Source organism: Micromonospora sp. DT47, from assembly GCF_049844475.1.
In the GTDB taxonomy this organism is placed as follows: Bacteria; Actinomycetota; Actinomycetes; order Mycobacteriales; family Micromonosporaceae; genus Micromonospora.
On record NZ_JBNCLC010000024.1, the window covers coordinates 11,882 to 25,594 of the forward strand.

General features: G+C 75.3%; 10 protein-coding genes. 5 read left to right on the plus strand and 5 right to left on the minus strand.

Translation table 11 applies throughout. The features are described 5' to 3' along the window. Window positions 1-59: 59 nt before the first annotated feature. Entirely contained in the window at window positions 60-761 is a 702-nt protein-coding gene (locus ACLQ2U_RS26715) for a class I SAM-dependent methyltransferase (RefSeq protein ID WP_425753679.1), read from the minus strand. 147 nt (window positions 762-908) lie between these two features. Here ACLQ2U_RS26715 and ACLQ2U_RS26720 point away from each other — a divergent pair, with 147 nt between their 5' ends. From ACLQ2U_RS26720 to ACLQ2U_RS26740, 5 genes are read left to right on the plus strand one after another with little or no spacing between them, the layout of a single operon-like run. Beyond that, entirely contained in the window at window positions 909-3,161 is a 2,253-nt protein-coding gene (locus tag ACLQ2U_RS26720; protein WP_425753680.1) for a molybdopterin oxidoreductase family protein, read from the plus strand. After that, a complete protein-coding gene (locus ACLQ2U_RS26725; RefSeq protein WP_425753681.1) occupies window positions 3,158-4,588 on the plus strand; it encodes an FAD-dependent oxidoreductase in 1,431 nt (476 codons plus the stop codon). Before ACLQ2U_RS26720 ends, ACLQ2U_RS26725 begins: the two co-directional genes overlap by 4 nt. Before the next feature lie 25 nt (window positions 4,589-4,613). After that, window positions 4,614-7,184, plus strand: a complete 2,571-nt coding sequence (nirB, locus tag ACLQ2U_RS26730) for a nitrite reductase large subunit NirB (protein WP_425753682.1) — start codon at window positions 4,614-4,616, stop codon at window positions 7,182-7,184. Beyond that, window positions 7,181-7,528, plus strand: a complete 348-nt coding sequence (nirD, locus tag ACLQ2U_RS26735) for a nitrite reductase small subunit NirD (protein WP_425753683.1) — start codon at window positions 7,181-7,183, stop codon at window positions 7,526-7,528. The genes nirB and nirD overlap by 4 nt, the downstream gene beginning before the upstream one ends. Further along, window positions 7,528-8,616, plus strand: a complete 1,089-nt coding sequence (locus tag ACLQ2U_RS26740; protein ID WP_425753684.1) for a uroporphyrinogen-III synthase — start codon at window positions 7,528-7,530, stop codon at window positions 8,614-8,616. Before nirD ends, ACLQ2U_RS26740 begins: the two co-directional genes overlap by 1 nt. A gap of 31 nt (window positions 8,617-8,647) precedes the next feature. Here the strand turns inward: ACLQ2U_RS26740 and ACLQ2U_RS26745 are convergent, their stop codons facing one another. The 4 genes from ACLQ2U_RS26745 to ACLQ2U_RS26760 all read right to left on the minus strand — a co-directional run bounded on the left by ACLQ2U_RS26745 (window position 8,648) and on the right by ACLQ2U_RS26760 (window position 13,350). Next, window positions 8,648-9,271 carry a GTP-binding protein gene (locus ACLQ2U_RS26745; RefSeq protein ID WP_425753685.1) on the minus strand — a complete coding sequence of 208 codons (624 nt, stop codon included), beginning with the start codon at window positions 9,269-9,271 and terminating at the stop codon, window positions 8,648-8,650. After that, window positions 9,252-9,614, minus strand: coding sequence for a DUF742 domain-containing protein (locus ACLQ2U_RS26750; RefSeq protein ID WP_425753686.1), 363 nt, complete (start codon window positions 9,612-9,614; stop codon window positions 9,252-9,254). Before ACLQ2U_RS26750 ends, ACLQ2U_RS26745 begins: the two co-directional genes overlap by 20 nt. Window positions 9,615-9,706: 92 nt before the next feature. Then, window positions 9,707-10,114 carry a roadblock/LC7 domain-containing protein gene (locus ACLQ2U_RS26755; RefSeq protein WP_067313320.1) on the minus strand — a complete coding sequence of 136 codons (408 nt, stop codon included), beginning with the start codon at window positions 10,112-10,114 and terminating at the stop codon, window positions 9,707-9,709. Then, window positions 10,111-13,350: a nitrate- and nitrite sensing domain-containing protein gene (locus tag ACLQ2U_RS26760; RefSeq protein ID WP_425753687.1), complete on the minus strand. Its 3,240-nt coding sequence runs from the start codon at window positions 13,348-13,350 to the stop codon at window positions 10,111-10,113. Before ACLQ2U_RS26760 ends, ACLQ2U_RS26755 begins: the two co-directional genes overlap by 4 nt. Window positions 13,351-13,713 lie beyond the last annotated feature (363 nt).

A 13,713-nucleotide genomic window follows, 5' to 3' on the forward strand; every position in this document is an offset into this window, starting at 1 on the left:
ATCCGGTGTCGCCGGACCCCGCCGTATCACCGAAATCGCGACGGCCCGGGGCGGGCAGGTCAGGCGGCGGGGCGGCGGCCGCCGAAGACGGCGAACCGCCACGCCTTGAAGAAGCAGTCGACGTCGACCAGGCCGGCCTCGACCAGCCAGCGGCACTGGTCCGGCACCGGCGCCGGCCGGTCGTGCCGCATCCGCTCGCGGGCGGCGGCGATCTCCGCGGCGTCGGAGCCGAGCGCGGTGATCTGCCCGGTCCACACCTCGTCGTAGCGCCGGTCCAGCGCGGGGGTCGGGCCGGCGACCTGCTCGGCGTTGACGAACACCCCGCCGTCAGCGAGCGCGTCGGCCCCCCGCCGGTAGAGCGCCCGCTTGCCGTCGTCGTCCAGGTGGTGGATGGCCAGGGCGGAGACCACGGCGTCGTACCGGCCGGCGGGCAGCGGGTCGGCCAGGTCGGCGACCACCGTCCGGTGCGGCACACCCCGGGCGGCGAGCCGCTCGGCGGCGACCGCGAGCATCCGCGGCGCGCCGTCGACCAGCGTCACCCGGACCCCCGGCACGGCCGCGACCAGCAGCAGCGAGAGCAGCCCGGTGCCCGCGCCCAGGTCCAGCACCTCGGGGGTACGCCCCGAGGCCAGCGCCGCCCGCAGCGGCGGCGCGGCCACCTCGACCGCGGTGCCGTAGAAGCCGTCGAAGCAGGGCACCAGGCGCCGCCTGGCCTCGTCGTACGTGCCCGCCACCGCGTCGAACGCCGCCGCCACATCCATCCCCGGCTCCCATTTTTTGAGACAGTTGTCCCAAATTCTAAACCTTGCCGACCGGCCGGGTGGTCCCGTGCGTAGTGAGCCGCTCTTGACAGGACCGAAACAGAAGGGACCCGGACCGGAAACCGCTCGACGGCACGCTTTCCCGACATGACAGACGGTGCACGCTCCGCGACCGGACCGGGGACCGGCCTCCGGCAGGCGGAGACGCACTGCCCGTACTGCGCCCTGCAGTGCGGCATGGTCCTGCGCGACACCGGCGACCGGGTGGAGGTGCTCCCCCGGCAGTTCCCCACCAACCGGGGCGGCCTCTGCCAGAAGGGCTGGACCGCCGCCGACCTGCTGGACCACCCCGACCGGCTGACCACCCCGCTGCTGCGCGACCGGCCCGGCGGCGAGCTGCGCCCGGCGAGCTGGGGCGAGGCGCTGGACCGGATCGTCACCGGCATCCGCACCGTCCAGACCGGACACGGGCGGGACGCGGTCGCGGTCTTCGGCGGCGGCGGGCTCACCAACGAGAAGGCCTACGCGCTCGGCAAGTTCGCCCGGGTGGCGCTGCGTACCCGGCACATCGACTACAACGGCCGGTGGTGCATGTCCTCGGCGGCGGCGGCCGGGATCCGCGCCTTCGGCGTCGACCGGGGCCTGCCCTTCCCGGTGGCCGACCTGGCCCGGGCGGAGACCCTGCTGCTGGTCGGCGCGAACCCGGCCGAGACCATGCCGCCGCTGATGCGCCACCTGGCCGACCAGCGGCACGCCGGCGGCCGGCTGATCGTCATCGACCCGCGGGCCACCGCCACCGCCCGGCAGGCCGACCTGCACCTGCAACCGCTGCCCGGCACCGATCTGGCGGTGGCGAACGCGCTGCTGCACCTCGCCGTCACCGAGGGACTGGTCGACCGGGAGTACGTGGCCGCCCGCACCACCGGGTTCGAGGAGGTGCGCCGGACGGTCGCCGGGTACTGGCCGGCGGAGGTGGAACGGCTCTCCGGGGTGCCGGTGGCCGACCTGGCGGAGACCGCCCGGGCGCTCGGCACCGCGCGCAGCGCGATCATCCTCACCGCCCGGGGCGCGGAACAGCACGCCAAGGGCGTGGACACGGTCACCGCCTTCGTCAACCTGGCGCTCGCCCTCGGCCTGCCCGGCCGCCCCGGCTCCGGGTACGGCTGCCTGACCGGCCAGGGCAACGGCCAGGGCGGGCGGGAGCACGGCCAGAAGGCCGACCAGCTGCCCGGGTACCGGAAGATCGACGACCCGGCGGCCCGCGCGCACGTCGCCGGGGTGTGGGGCGTCGACCCCGACGAGCTGCCCGGGCCGGGCGTGCCCGCCTACCGGTTGCTGGACTCGCTCGGCACGCCGGGCGGGGCCCGGGCGCTGCTGGTCTTCGGCTCCAACCCGGTGGTCTCCGCGCCCCGGGCGGCCCGGGTCACCGAGCGGCTGCGCGCGCTGGACCTGCTGGTGGTGGCCGACTTCCTGCGCTCCGAGACGGCCGAGCTGGCCGACGTGGTGCTTCCGGTCACCCAGTGGGCCGAGGAGGACGGCACGATGACCAACCTGGAGGGTCGGGTGCTGCGCCGCCGGGCGCTGCGCGAGCCGCCGCCCGGGGTCCGCTCCGACCTGGCGATCCTCGCCGAACTGGCCGCCCGCCTGGACCCGTCCGGACCCGAATCGGCCGAGTCGCGCGCGATCGCGCCCACGGCGGCCGAATCCGCCGCGGCCCGACCCGCAACGGCCGGGCCAGCAGCGGCCGAGCCCGACGCGGCCGGACCCGAAGCGACCAGGCCCGCGACAGCCGGGCCGGCGGACCGCTTCCCGACCGACCCCCGGGAGGTCTTCGCCGAACTGCGCCGAGCCTCGGCGGGCGGCGTGGCCGACTACGCCGGGGTGACCTGGGACCGGATCGACAGGGACGACGGCGTCTTCTGGCCCTGCCCGGACCCGGACGGGCCGGACACCCCCCGGCTCTTCGCCGACGGGTTCCCCACCCCGGACGGCCGGGCCCGGTTCCACCCGGTGAGCCACCGGCCGGCAGCCGAGCAGATCTGCGCGGACTACCCGCTGCACTTCACCACCGGCCGGGTGCTGGCCCAGTACCAGTCCGGCGCGCAGACCCGCCGGGTCGCCGCGCTGCGCCGGGCCGCGCCCGGTGGCTTCGTCGAGCTCCACCCCGACCTGGCCGCCCGCCTCGACGTGGCCGAGGGGGACGAGCTGCGGGTCACCTCGCGCCGGGGCGAGCTGCGCGCACCGGCCCGGCTCAGCCCGGCGATCCGGCCGGACACCGTCTTCGCGCCGTTCCACTGGCCCGGCGCGGCCCGGGCCAACTCGGTCACCAACGACGCGGTCGACCCGGTCTCCGGGATGCCCGAGTTCAAGATCTGCGCCGTCCGGGTGGAAAAAGCATGAACGTCGTGATCGTGGGTTACGGGATGGCCGGGTCGCGGCTCGCCGCCGAGCTGCACGCCCGGGACGGCGACCGGAAGGTGACCGTGCTCGGGGCGGAACCGCACCGGGCGTACAACCGGATCATGCTCGCCACCCTGCTCGCCGGGAAGATCGACGAGCCGGACGTGGAGCTGGCCGAGGTCGCCGGGCAGGGCGTGGACGTACGGACCGGGGTGGGCGTCACCGCGATCGACCGGGCCGCCCGGACGGTACGCACCGACGACGGCGACCGGATCGGCTACGACCACCTGATCCTCGCCACCGGCAGCCGGGCCCTGGTGCCGCCGCTGGCCGGCCTGGACGCCGCCCGGCCACCCGACCGGGTGGTGCCGTTCCGCACCCTGACCGACTGCCGGCGGATCCGCGCCGCGGCCGACGGCGCGCGCACCGCCCTGGTGCTCGGCGGCGGGCTGCTCGGGCTGGAGGCGGCCCGCGGCCTCGCCGCCCGGGGGCTCGACGTGACCGTGGTCCACCCCACCGGGCACCTGATGGAACGGCAGCTCGACCCGGCCGCCGGCACCATGCTCGCCGGCACCCTCGCCGACCTCGGCGTACGCACCGAGCTGGCGGTGCCGGCCACCGGGGTGGCCGCCGGGCCGGACGGCGTCCGCCTGCACCTGGCCGACGGCCGCGCCCTCGCCGCCGACCTGCTGGTGCTCTCCTGCGGGGTACGCCCCGACACCACCCTCGCCGCCGCGGCCGGGCTGGCCGTGGACCGGGGCGTGGTGGTCGACGACCGGCTGCGCACCGACGACCCCCACATCTCCGCGATCGGCGACTGCGCCCAGCACGACGGGACGCTGACCGGGCTGGTCGCGCCGGCCTGGGCGCAGGCCCGGGTGGTGGCGCGGCTACTCACCGGCGAGGACCCGGCGGCCCGGTACCGGCCCCGCCGGGTGGTGACCCGGCTCAAGGCGGCCGGCATCGACCTGGCGGCGATGGGCGACCCGGACGGCGGCCCGGGCGAGGAGCTGACCTTCGCCGACCCGGCCCGCGGCACGTACGCCCGGCTGCGCATCCACGACGAGCGGCTGACCGGCGCGATCCTGCTCGGCGACAACCCGTCGGTCGGCACGGTGGTGCAGCTCTTCGACCGGGGCGGCCCGGTGCCGGCGGACCGGCGGGCGCTGCTGCTCGGCCGGTCCCTCGGCGCGGGCCCGGCGGCGCCGGCGGAGTCCCCGGCGCTGATGCCGGACGCGGCGACCGTCTGCCAGTGCAACGACGTGAGCAAGGGAGCCCTCGTCCGCTGCTGGCGGGCCGGTGCCCGAACGGTGGACGAGGTGGTCGCCGTGACCCGGGCCGGCACCGGCTGCGGCGGCTGCCGGGATGCGGTCGCCGGGATCGTCGGCTGGCTGTCCGAGGTGGACTCCGTGGACGCGACGCGATGAACCGTGACGCAGGGGAGGTGACGCGATGACCGGCGGACGAGTGGTCGTCGTCGGCAACGGAATGGTCGGGCAGCGGTTCGTCGAGGCGCTGCGTGCCCGGGACCACGACGGCCGTTGGCGGGTGACGGTGCTGGCCGAGGAGCGACGACCGGCGTACGACCGGGTGCGACTCTCGGCGTTCTTCGACGGGGTGGGCGCCGACGAGCTGAACCTGCACACCCCCGACGACGGGGTGGAGCTGCGCCTCGGCGAGCCGGCCACCGGGATCGACCGGGCGCGCCGGGTGGTGACGACCGCGACCGGCGAGCACCCGTACGACGTGCTGGTGCTGGCCACCGGGTCGTACCCGTTCGTGCCGCCGGTCGACGGCGCGGACCTGCCCGGGGTCTTCGTCTACCGCACCCTGGACGACCTGGAGGCGATCCGGGAGCACGCCCAGGGCCGGCGCACCGGCGCGGTGATCGGCGGCGGGCTGCTCGGACTGGAGGCGGCGAACGCGCTGCGGCTGCTCCGGCTGGACACCCACGTGGTGGAGTTCGCGCCCCGGCTGATGCCGGTGCAGGTGGACGAGGCGGGCGGCGCGATGCTCCGCCGCTACGTCGAGGAGCTGGGGGTGCGCACCCACCTGGGGGTGGCCACCACCGCGCTGCGCCCCGGCCCGGACGGCACGGTCGCCGCGCTGGCGCTCTCCGACGGCGCGGTGGTCGACGCGGAACTCGTCGTCGTCGCCGCCGGCATCCGGCCCCGCGACGAGCTGGCCCGGGCTTCCGGGCTGCCGCTCGGCCCGCGGGGCGGGGTGCTGGTCGACGCGACCTGCCGTACGGAAGACGAGCGGGTCTGGGCGGTCGGCGAGTGCGCCGCGATGGACGGGACCTGCCATGGCCTGGTCGCCCCCGGGTACGCGATGGCCGAGGTGGTCGCCGACCGGCTGCTCGGCGGCGCGGCCACCTTCCCCGGGGCGGACACCGCCACCAAGCTCAAGCTGCTCGGCGTGGACGTGGCCTCGTTCGGCGACGCGCACGGCACCACCCCGGGCTGCCTGGACGTCACGTTCACCGACCCGGCCACCCGGTCGTACGCGAAGCTGGTCCTCTCCGACGACGCGCGGACGCTGCTCGGCGGCGTGCTGGTCGGGGACGCGGGCGCCTACCCGACGCTGCGGGCCAGCGTGGGCGGCCCGCTGCCCGCTCCCCCGCTGGCGCTGCTCGCGCCGGCCGGCGGGACGGGTGCCGGCGTGACCGCGCTGCCGGGCGCCGCGCAGGTCTGTTCCTGCAACGCGGTGACGAAGGACGACATCGACGCGGCGATCGCCGGGGGCTGCGCGGACGTGCCGGCGCTGAAGGCCCGCACCCGGGCCGGCACCAGCTGCGGTTCCTGCGTGCCGATGGTGAAGCAGCTGCTCGACGCGGCCGGGGTGAAGCAGTCCACCGCGCTCTGCGAGCACTTCGACCTGAGCCGGCAGGAGCTGTTCGACGTGGTCCGGGTGCGCGGCATCCGTACCTTCTCCGCGCTGGTCGCCGAGCACGGGCGCGGGCGCGGCTGCGACATCTGCAAGCCGGTGGTGGCCTCGATCCTCGCCTCGCTCGGCACCGGGCACGTGCTCGACGGCGAGCAGGCGTCGTTGCAGGACACCAACGACCACTTCCTGGCCAACCTGCAACGCGACGGCAGCTACTCGGTGGTGCCCCGGATCCCCGGCGGCGAGATCACCCCGGAGAAGCTGATCGTGATCGGCGAGGTGGCCCGGGACTTCCGGCTCTACACCAAGATCACCGGCGGGCAGCGGATCGACCTGTTCGGCGCGCGCGTCGAGCAGCTGCCGCAGATCTGGCGCCGGCTGGTCGACGCCGGCTTCGAGTCCGGGCACGCGTACGGCAAGGCGCTGCGCACGGTGAAGTCCTGCGTCGGCGAGACCTGGTGCCGGTACGGGGTGCAGGACTCGGTCGGGCTGGCCATCGCCCTGGAGCTGCGCTACCGGGGCCTGCGCGCGCCACACAAGATCAAGTCAGCGGTCTCCGGCTGCGCCCGGGAGTGCGCCGAGGCCCGCAGCAAGGACTTCGGCATCATCGCCACCGAGACCGGCTGGAACCTCCACCTCGGCGGCAACGGCGGCTTCCGGCCCCGGCACGCCGACCTCTTCGCCACCGACCTGAGCACGTCCGAACTCGTCACCCTCATCGACCGGTTCCTGATGTTCTACATCCGCACCGCCGACCGGTTGCAGCGCACCGCCGCCTGGATCGAGGCGATGGAGGGCGGCCTGGACCATCTCCGGTCGGTGATCGTCGAGGACTCGCTCGGGCTCTGCGCGGAACTCGACGTGGCGATGGCCCGGCACGTCACGTCCTACTCGGACGAGTGGCGCGACGTGCTCGACGACCCGGACCGGCTGCGCCGGTTCACCTCCTTCGTCAACGCCCCCGGCGTGCCCGACCCGTCGATCACCTTCGCCGTCGAACGCGGCCAGCCGGTGCCCGCCGGCCGGTCCCGGCCACCCGCCGGGTCCGCACCGCCGGGTGACGCCACGGAGGACGGCACGGCGAACGCCCGCCGGCGGCAGCCGGTCGCGCTGGGCCTGCCGGAGGTACGCCGATGAGCCGCCCGACGACGCTGGACTGGACCGCGGTCTGCCCGCTCGACCGGCTCGACCCGGACCGGGGCGTCGCCGCCCTGGTCGACGGCGTGCAGGTGGCGCTCTTCTCCACCGGGGGAGAGCTGTTCGCGGTCGACAACCTCGACCCGGTCGGCGGGGCGTACGTGATGTCCCGGGGCATCGTGGGCAGCCGCGGCGGGGTGCCGACGCTCGCCTCCCCGCTGCACAAGCAGGTCTACGACCTGCGCAGCGGGCGCTGCCTCGACCTGCCCGTGGTGACGCTGCGCCGGCACGGGGTGCGCTGCCGGGACGGTCTGGTCGAGGTGCGGCTGCGACAGGAGGAGTGATGCGGGACGAACTGGCCGGCTTCACCGTCGGGGTGACCGCCGACCGGCGACGCGACGAGCTGGCCGCGCTGCTGCAGCGGCGCGGTGCCCGGGTGGTGCTCGCCCCGGCCCTGCGGATCGTGCCGCTGGCCGACGACACCGACCTGCGCGAGGCCACCCGGGCCTGCCTGGACCGGCCGCCGGACATCCTGATGGCCAACACCGGCATCGGGATGCGGGGCTGGCTGGAGGCGGCCGAGGGCTGGGGGCTGGCCGAACCGCTGCGCTCGGTGCTCTCCGACGCGTACGTGGTGGCCCGGGGTCCCAAGGCGCGCGGCGCGATCCGGGCCGCCGGCCTGTACGACCAGTGGTCCCCGGACTCGGAGAGCTGCGACGAGGTGGTCGACCACCTGCGTCGGCGCGGGGTGGCCGGGCAGGTGATCGCCATGCAGCTGCACGGCGACCGGCAACCGGAGTGCACCGAGGCGCTGGAGGCGGCCGGGGCGACCGTGATCGAGGTACCGGTCTACCGCTGGGCGCCGCCGGCCGACCCGGCGCCGCTGCACCGGCTCATCGACCTGGTCGCCGGCCGGCTGGTGGACGCGGTCACCTTCACCTCGGCCCCCGCCGCCGAGGCGCTGCTGCGGGCGGCCGGCGACCGTACCGAGACGGTGCTGGAGGCGTTGCGCGGGGACGTGCTGGCCAGCTGCGTCGGCGCGGTCACCGCGGAGCCGCTGGTCCGCCGCGGAGTGCCGGTCAGCTCACCGGGTCGGGCCCGGCTCGGCGCGCTGGTGCGGACGATCGTCGACGAGCTGCCCCGCCGGACGGTCAGCGTCAAGGCCGCCGGGCACGTGCTGACCCTGCGCGGGCACGCGGCGGTGGTCGACGGCGAGCTGCAACCGCTCGCGCCCGCGCCGATGGCGGTGCTGCGGGCGCTCGCCGCCACGCCGGGGCGGGTGCTGTCCCGCACCGAGCTGCTGCGTACCCTGCCGCGGGGCGCGGACGAGCACGCGGTGGAGATGGCGGTCGCCCGGCTCCGGGTGGGGTTGCGGGCCCCCCGGGTGGTGCAGACCGTGGTCAAGCGCGGCTACCGGCTCCGGGTGGACTGACCGCTCGGCGTCCACCCGGGCCGGCCACGGCTCAGCCCACCGGGGCCGGGAAGTCCCGTCCGTACTCGGCCTCGAGGCGGAGCATGGCGTGCTCGACCACGGTCACCAGCACCTGCTTGACCGACTCCCGCTGCCGGGCGTCGCACATCACCAGCGGCACGTCCGGCGGGATGGCCAGTGCCTCGCGGACCTCCTCCGGCTCGTACTGCGGCGCGCCGTCGAACCGGTTCAGCGCCACCACGTACGGCAGGTTGCGGTTCTCGAAGTAGTCCAGCGGCGCGAAGGCGTCGGTGATCCGCCGGGTGTCCACCAGGACGGCGGCGCCCACCGCGCCCCGGATGATCTCGTCCCACATGAACCAGAAGCGGGTCTGGCCCGGCGTGCCGAAGAGGTACAGGATGAGGTCCTGCGCCATGGTGATCCGGCCGAAGTCCATGGCGACCGTGGTGGTCTCCTTGCCGGGCACCTTCGAGGGGTCGTCGATGCCCACGCCAGCGGCGGTCATTAGTGCCTCGGTGGTCAGCGGCGTAATCTCGGAGATCGCCCCGACCATGGTCGTCTTGCCCACGCCGAAGCCACCCGCGATCACGATCTTCGCGGAGATGATCTCCCGGCTGCGGCGCGCCCCGGCGGGGTCATAGTTCGCGAAGTCCACTTAGCACCCTTCCCAGCAGGTTCATCCGCTCCTCGAAGCCTTCGGCGGGAGCGGCAGTGTGTAGCGTCAACAGGTCCTCGGCCACCAGGTCGGCGACCAGCACCCGGGTGACGCCCAGCGGCATCCGGGTGTACGCGGCGATCTCCGCCAGCGACTGTGCCCGGCCCTCGCAGACCGTGGCGATGCGGTACTTGTCGTGCCCGGCGAACCGTGACTCGGCGACCTGGGTGGGGGTGGACGACAGCACCGCCTCCAGGGCGATGTCCCGGCTGGGCTCGGTACGGCCCCGGGTGACCGCGTACGGTCGCACCAGCGCGCCGCGCGGGTCCCGCCGTTGGTCCATCCGCGATCACCTCCTCCCGACCGGAGCCGCCGGCCCCGGATCCCTCGTCCTCCCGGCCGGGCGCGGTCGCGCCCGGCCGTGCACCGTCCGCGTCAGGAACGCACGGCATCCCGCGGCAGCGGGACCAGCGCGGCGCCCACCCGCTCCACGAGCAGCGCCATCTCGTAGCCGACCTGCCCGACGTCGCAGCTGCGCGCGGCGAGCACCGCCATCGAGGAGCCGTCACTGATCGACATCAGGAACAGGTAGCCGCTGTCCATCTCGATCACGGTCTGCAACACCCCGCCGGCACTGAACATCCGGGCGGCGCCCTCGGTCAGGCTCACCACGCCGGAGGTGATCGCGGCGAGCTGGTCGGCCCGGTCGGTGGGGAGGTCCCGCGAGGAGGCGAGCAGCAGCCCGTCCGCGGACACCGCCACCACGTGGGCGATGCCCGCCACGCTGTCGGCGAAGTTGGTGAGCAGCCAACCCATGTCCTGCATGGCAGCTGGCCTGTTCATCGGCTCGTCTCCTTGGTCGAGGTGCTGATCTGGTCCGCCCCGGCCGACCGGCCGCGCTGCACGCCGCGGTGGTAGGCGGAGAGCAGCCCGCGTACTTCGTCGGGGGTACGTCGGCTGCGGTCCCGGCCGCCCTTGGGTTCGATGCCGCCGGGGACGAGCTGGGCCTGCGGGACCCGCTTCGGCAGGCCGGAGCGGGTGATGCCGCCGGTGGCCGGTTCGGCGGCCCGGGTGGCCCGGGTCCAGCCGTCGTCGGCCGCCGTGCGCCACGCCTCCGGCTCGGTCACCGGCTCCGCCACGGGCAGCGGCGCGGCCGGGGACGCCGGCGGCGCGGAGGGCGCCGACGCCGGAACGTACGACGGGGGCGCGCCGGCGGCGGGCGGTTCCGGGGTGGCCGCCGGGGCGACGGTCGGGGTGCCGGCGACCGTCGGGGCGGTCGGCACCCGGGTCGGCAGCGGCGGCCGGGCCGACGTCGGGGCGGCGGCGGTCGGCTGCCCGGCGGCCGGCACGTTGTCGAAGCGCGGCCGAGTGAAGATCGCGGTGGCGTCGTCCCCGTGGGACCGGAACCAGACCGCCTCCATCTCCCGGAAGATCGGCGAGTCGGCCGGCGGGGTCGGTCGGGCGGCCACCGGGGCGCTCGGCACGGCGGCCGGCGGGGTGTACGGCACCGCCGGGGCCACCGGCGTCGGGGCCGGGGTGAACGGCGCCGCCGGCCTGGCCGGAGCCGCCGGGGCGAAAGGCGCCGGCGGCGCCGTCGGCGCGGCGGCGAACGGAGTGGGCGCGTACGGAGCGGCGTACGGCTCGGCCGACGGGGCCGTGGGGCCGCCGGCCACCGGGCCGGCCGGGAGCACCGGCCCGGGCGCCGGGGCGGCCTCGCCCGCCCAGGTCCGCTTCGGCAGCTTCGGCAGCGGGTCGAGGTTCGGGTTCGGGCTCGACCCGATCGGGCTGCCGGCCGGGAAACCACTGAAGTGGGCGGGCTGCGCCGGGGCGGCCGAGACCGGGGCGGCCGGTACCGCGGACGTCGGCGCGACCGGCGGGGACGACACCGGGCCCCCCAGGTGCACCGCCGGGGCGGTGTCCCGCGCGTCGACCGGGAGCTGCCAGGGCGCCGGGGCCGGCGCGGCGGTACGCCACTGGTCGGTCAGCGTGGCCGCGGTCGCCCGCCCGCCGGAAACCGGGTCGCCGAGCCCGACCGGGGTGAGTGGCGTCTGCTCGACCGCCATCGGCTGGCGCGGCCGGGTGATCGCCTGGTCCCGACCCCGGTGGGCGGGCAGCACCACGGTGGAGTTCGGCAGCGTCACCTGGGCGACCGTGCCGCCCTCGACGTTGCGGCGCAGCTCCACCCGGATGCCGTACCGGGAGCCGAGCCGGCTCACCACGGCCAGGCCCATCAGCCGGAACGCGGCCACGTCCACGGTCGGCGGCGCGGCGAGCCGGCTGTTGAGCGAGTCGAGCTGCTCGTCGGTGAGGCCGAGGCCCCGGTCCTCGACCTGGATCAGCACGTAGTCCCGGATCCGCCGGCCGTCGGCGACCACGGTGGTGGTCGGCGGCGAGAAGCGGGTCGCGTTGTCGAGCAGCTCGGCGACCAGGCGGACCACGTCGTTGACCGCGTGGGCGGACACCGAAATGTCGGTGTCGACGGTGCCGAACTCGATCCGGTTGTAGAGCTCGACCTCGGACTGGGCGGCCCGCAGCACGTCCACCAGCAGCGCGTCGTCGCGCCGCGGCACGCCCGAGTCGGCGCCGGCCAGGACCAGCAGGTTCTCGTCGTTGCGGCGCATCCGGGTGGCCAGGTGGTCCAGCTCGAAGAGCTGGGCGAGGCGCTTCGGGTCCTCCTCGCCGCGCTCGATCGCGTCCAGCTCGCCGATCATCCGGTCGACCAGGGTCTGACTGCGCCGGGCCAGGTTGAGGAACATCGCCGAAACGCTCGTACGCAGCGCCGCCTGCTCGGCGGCGACCCGGACCGCCTCCCGGTGCACGACGTTGAAGGCCAGCGCCACCTGCCCGACCTCGTCCCGGTTGGCCAGCCGGATCGGGTCGCGCACCTGACGGACGATCTCCTCCACGCCGCCGTCGCCGACGCTGCCCATGGTCTGCAGCCGCTTCACCGCGTCCGGCAGGTCGTGGTTGGCCACCGAGAGGGCGCCCTCCCGCAGCCGGCGCAGCGAGTGGTTGAGCGAGCGGGCCAGCACCACGGCGAGGGTGATCGCGATGAGCAGGGTGAGCAGCACCAGCACCGACTCGACGACGGCCTGCCGGATCACGTCGCTGCGGGCCTGCTCGGTCCGGGAGAGCAGCCGGTCCTGGAGCTGGATCTCGGACCACCGCATCAGGTCGTTGACCGCGCCGATCGCGGCACTGGCGTCCGCCGCGCCGACCAGCGGGCGCCGCCCGACCGAGCGGGTGATGTCGGTGGCCACCCGGTCGGCGAGCCCGACCGCGTCGCCGGAGACCGCCCCGTTGACCAGGGCCCGCTGCTCCGGGTCGGCGGCCAGCGAGAACGACAGCAGCGCCTCCTGCTGGCTGGTGAGGGTGGCCACGAAGGAGGAGAGCTGTTCCTGGTCGAAGCGGCCGGAGCTCAGCGCGGTGTAGGCGACCGCCTCCTCCTCGGCGACCGCCGCCTTGGCCCGGGCGAACGCGGCCACCGCGCGCCGGGCGTCGGCGAGGCTCTCCTGGCCGGGGAGCTGGGCGAGGGTGTCGCCGTACGAGACCAGGTCGGCGAGGATGATCCCGTACCGGAGGGTGGCCTCGGCGACCGGCATCTGCCGGCGGTCGAGCACCTCCTGCCGGGTGGCGTCGAGCGTCTGGAGGTGCTCGTCGATGACCTTGAGCCGGTCCCGGACGGCCGCCGGGACGTCGCCGACCCTCGTCCGCTCGGCCCGGTACTCGTCGATCCGCGCGCCGGTGGCGCGGACCCGCAGGTTGTAGTCGTCCGGCCGCAGCTGCGGGTTGGCCAGGTAGCTGGCCGCCGCCATCCGCTCCTTGTGCAGGCCCTGGGTGAGGGCGGAGACGTCGACGGAGAGCGCGGTCAGCGACCGGATCCGGCTGGCGTCGTACGCCCCCTCGCCCGTGGAAACCAGTCGGATAGTTGCCAGTGCGATGACGGCGGCGACCGGGACGACCAGGATGAGGGCGAGCTTGGAGCGGATCCGCGCGTCCCGCAGCCGGGGCAGCCGGCGCCCCGGGTAGCGTCCGGCGGCGTCGCCGATCTGGGGCAGGGTCGTCGGTCCGGTGCTCACGACATCGCCTCCGTCGTTTCTTCCACGCCTGACCCACCGACCCGCGCCCGGTGCAACGGACAGCGCCACGCGCGGCACGGCCGCGATTTCATCAGAGAAGATCCTGTTTGGGAAGCCGCGGTGAGGCAGGAAACGGTCAACCAACGAGCCGTTCACGATTTGCCCTCATTGCCGCGCACGCTCTGAACAGGCGATGTCACTCCAGAGTGGTTGCATGCCCTCTCCGGAGTGAGCGTTGGTAAACATCTGATGACCCCACGATGTGGGATACGCGTCCCGAAACCGCCGCCGACATCTGCGCTTGACCGCAGCCGCCCCGCATTGGCAAGGTTTTGCAGGCTTTCGCGCACACCGTACGGCACA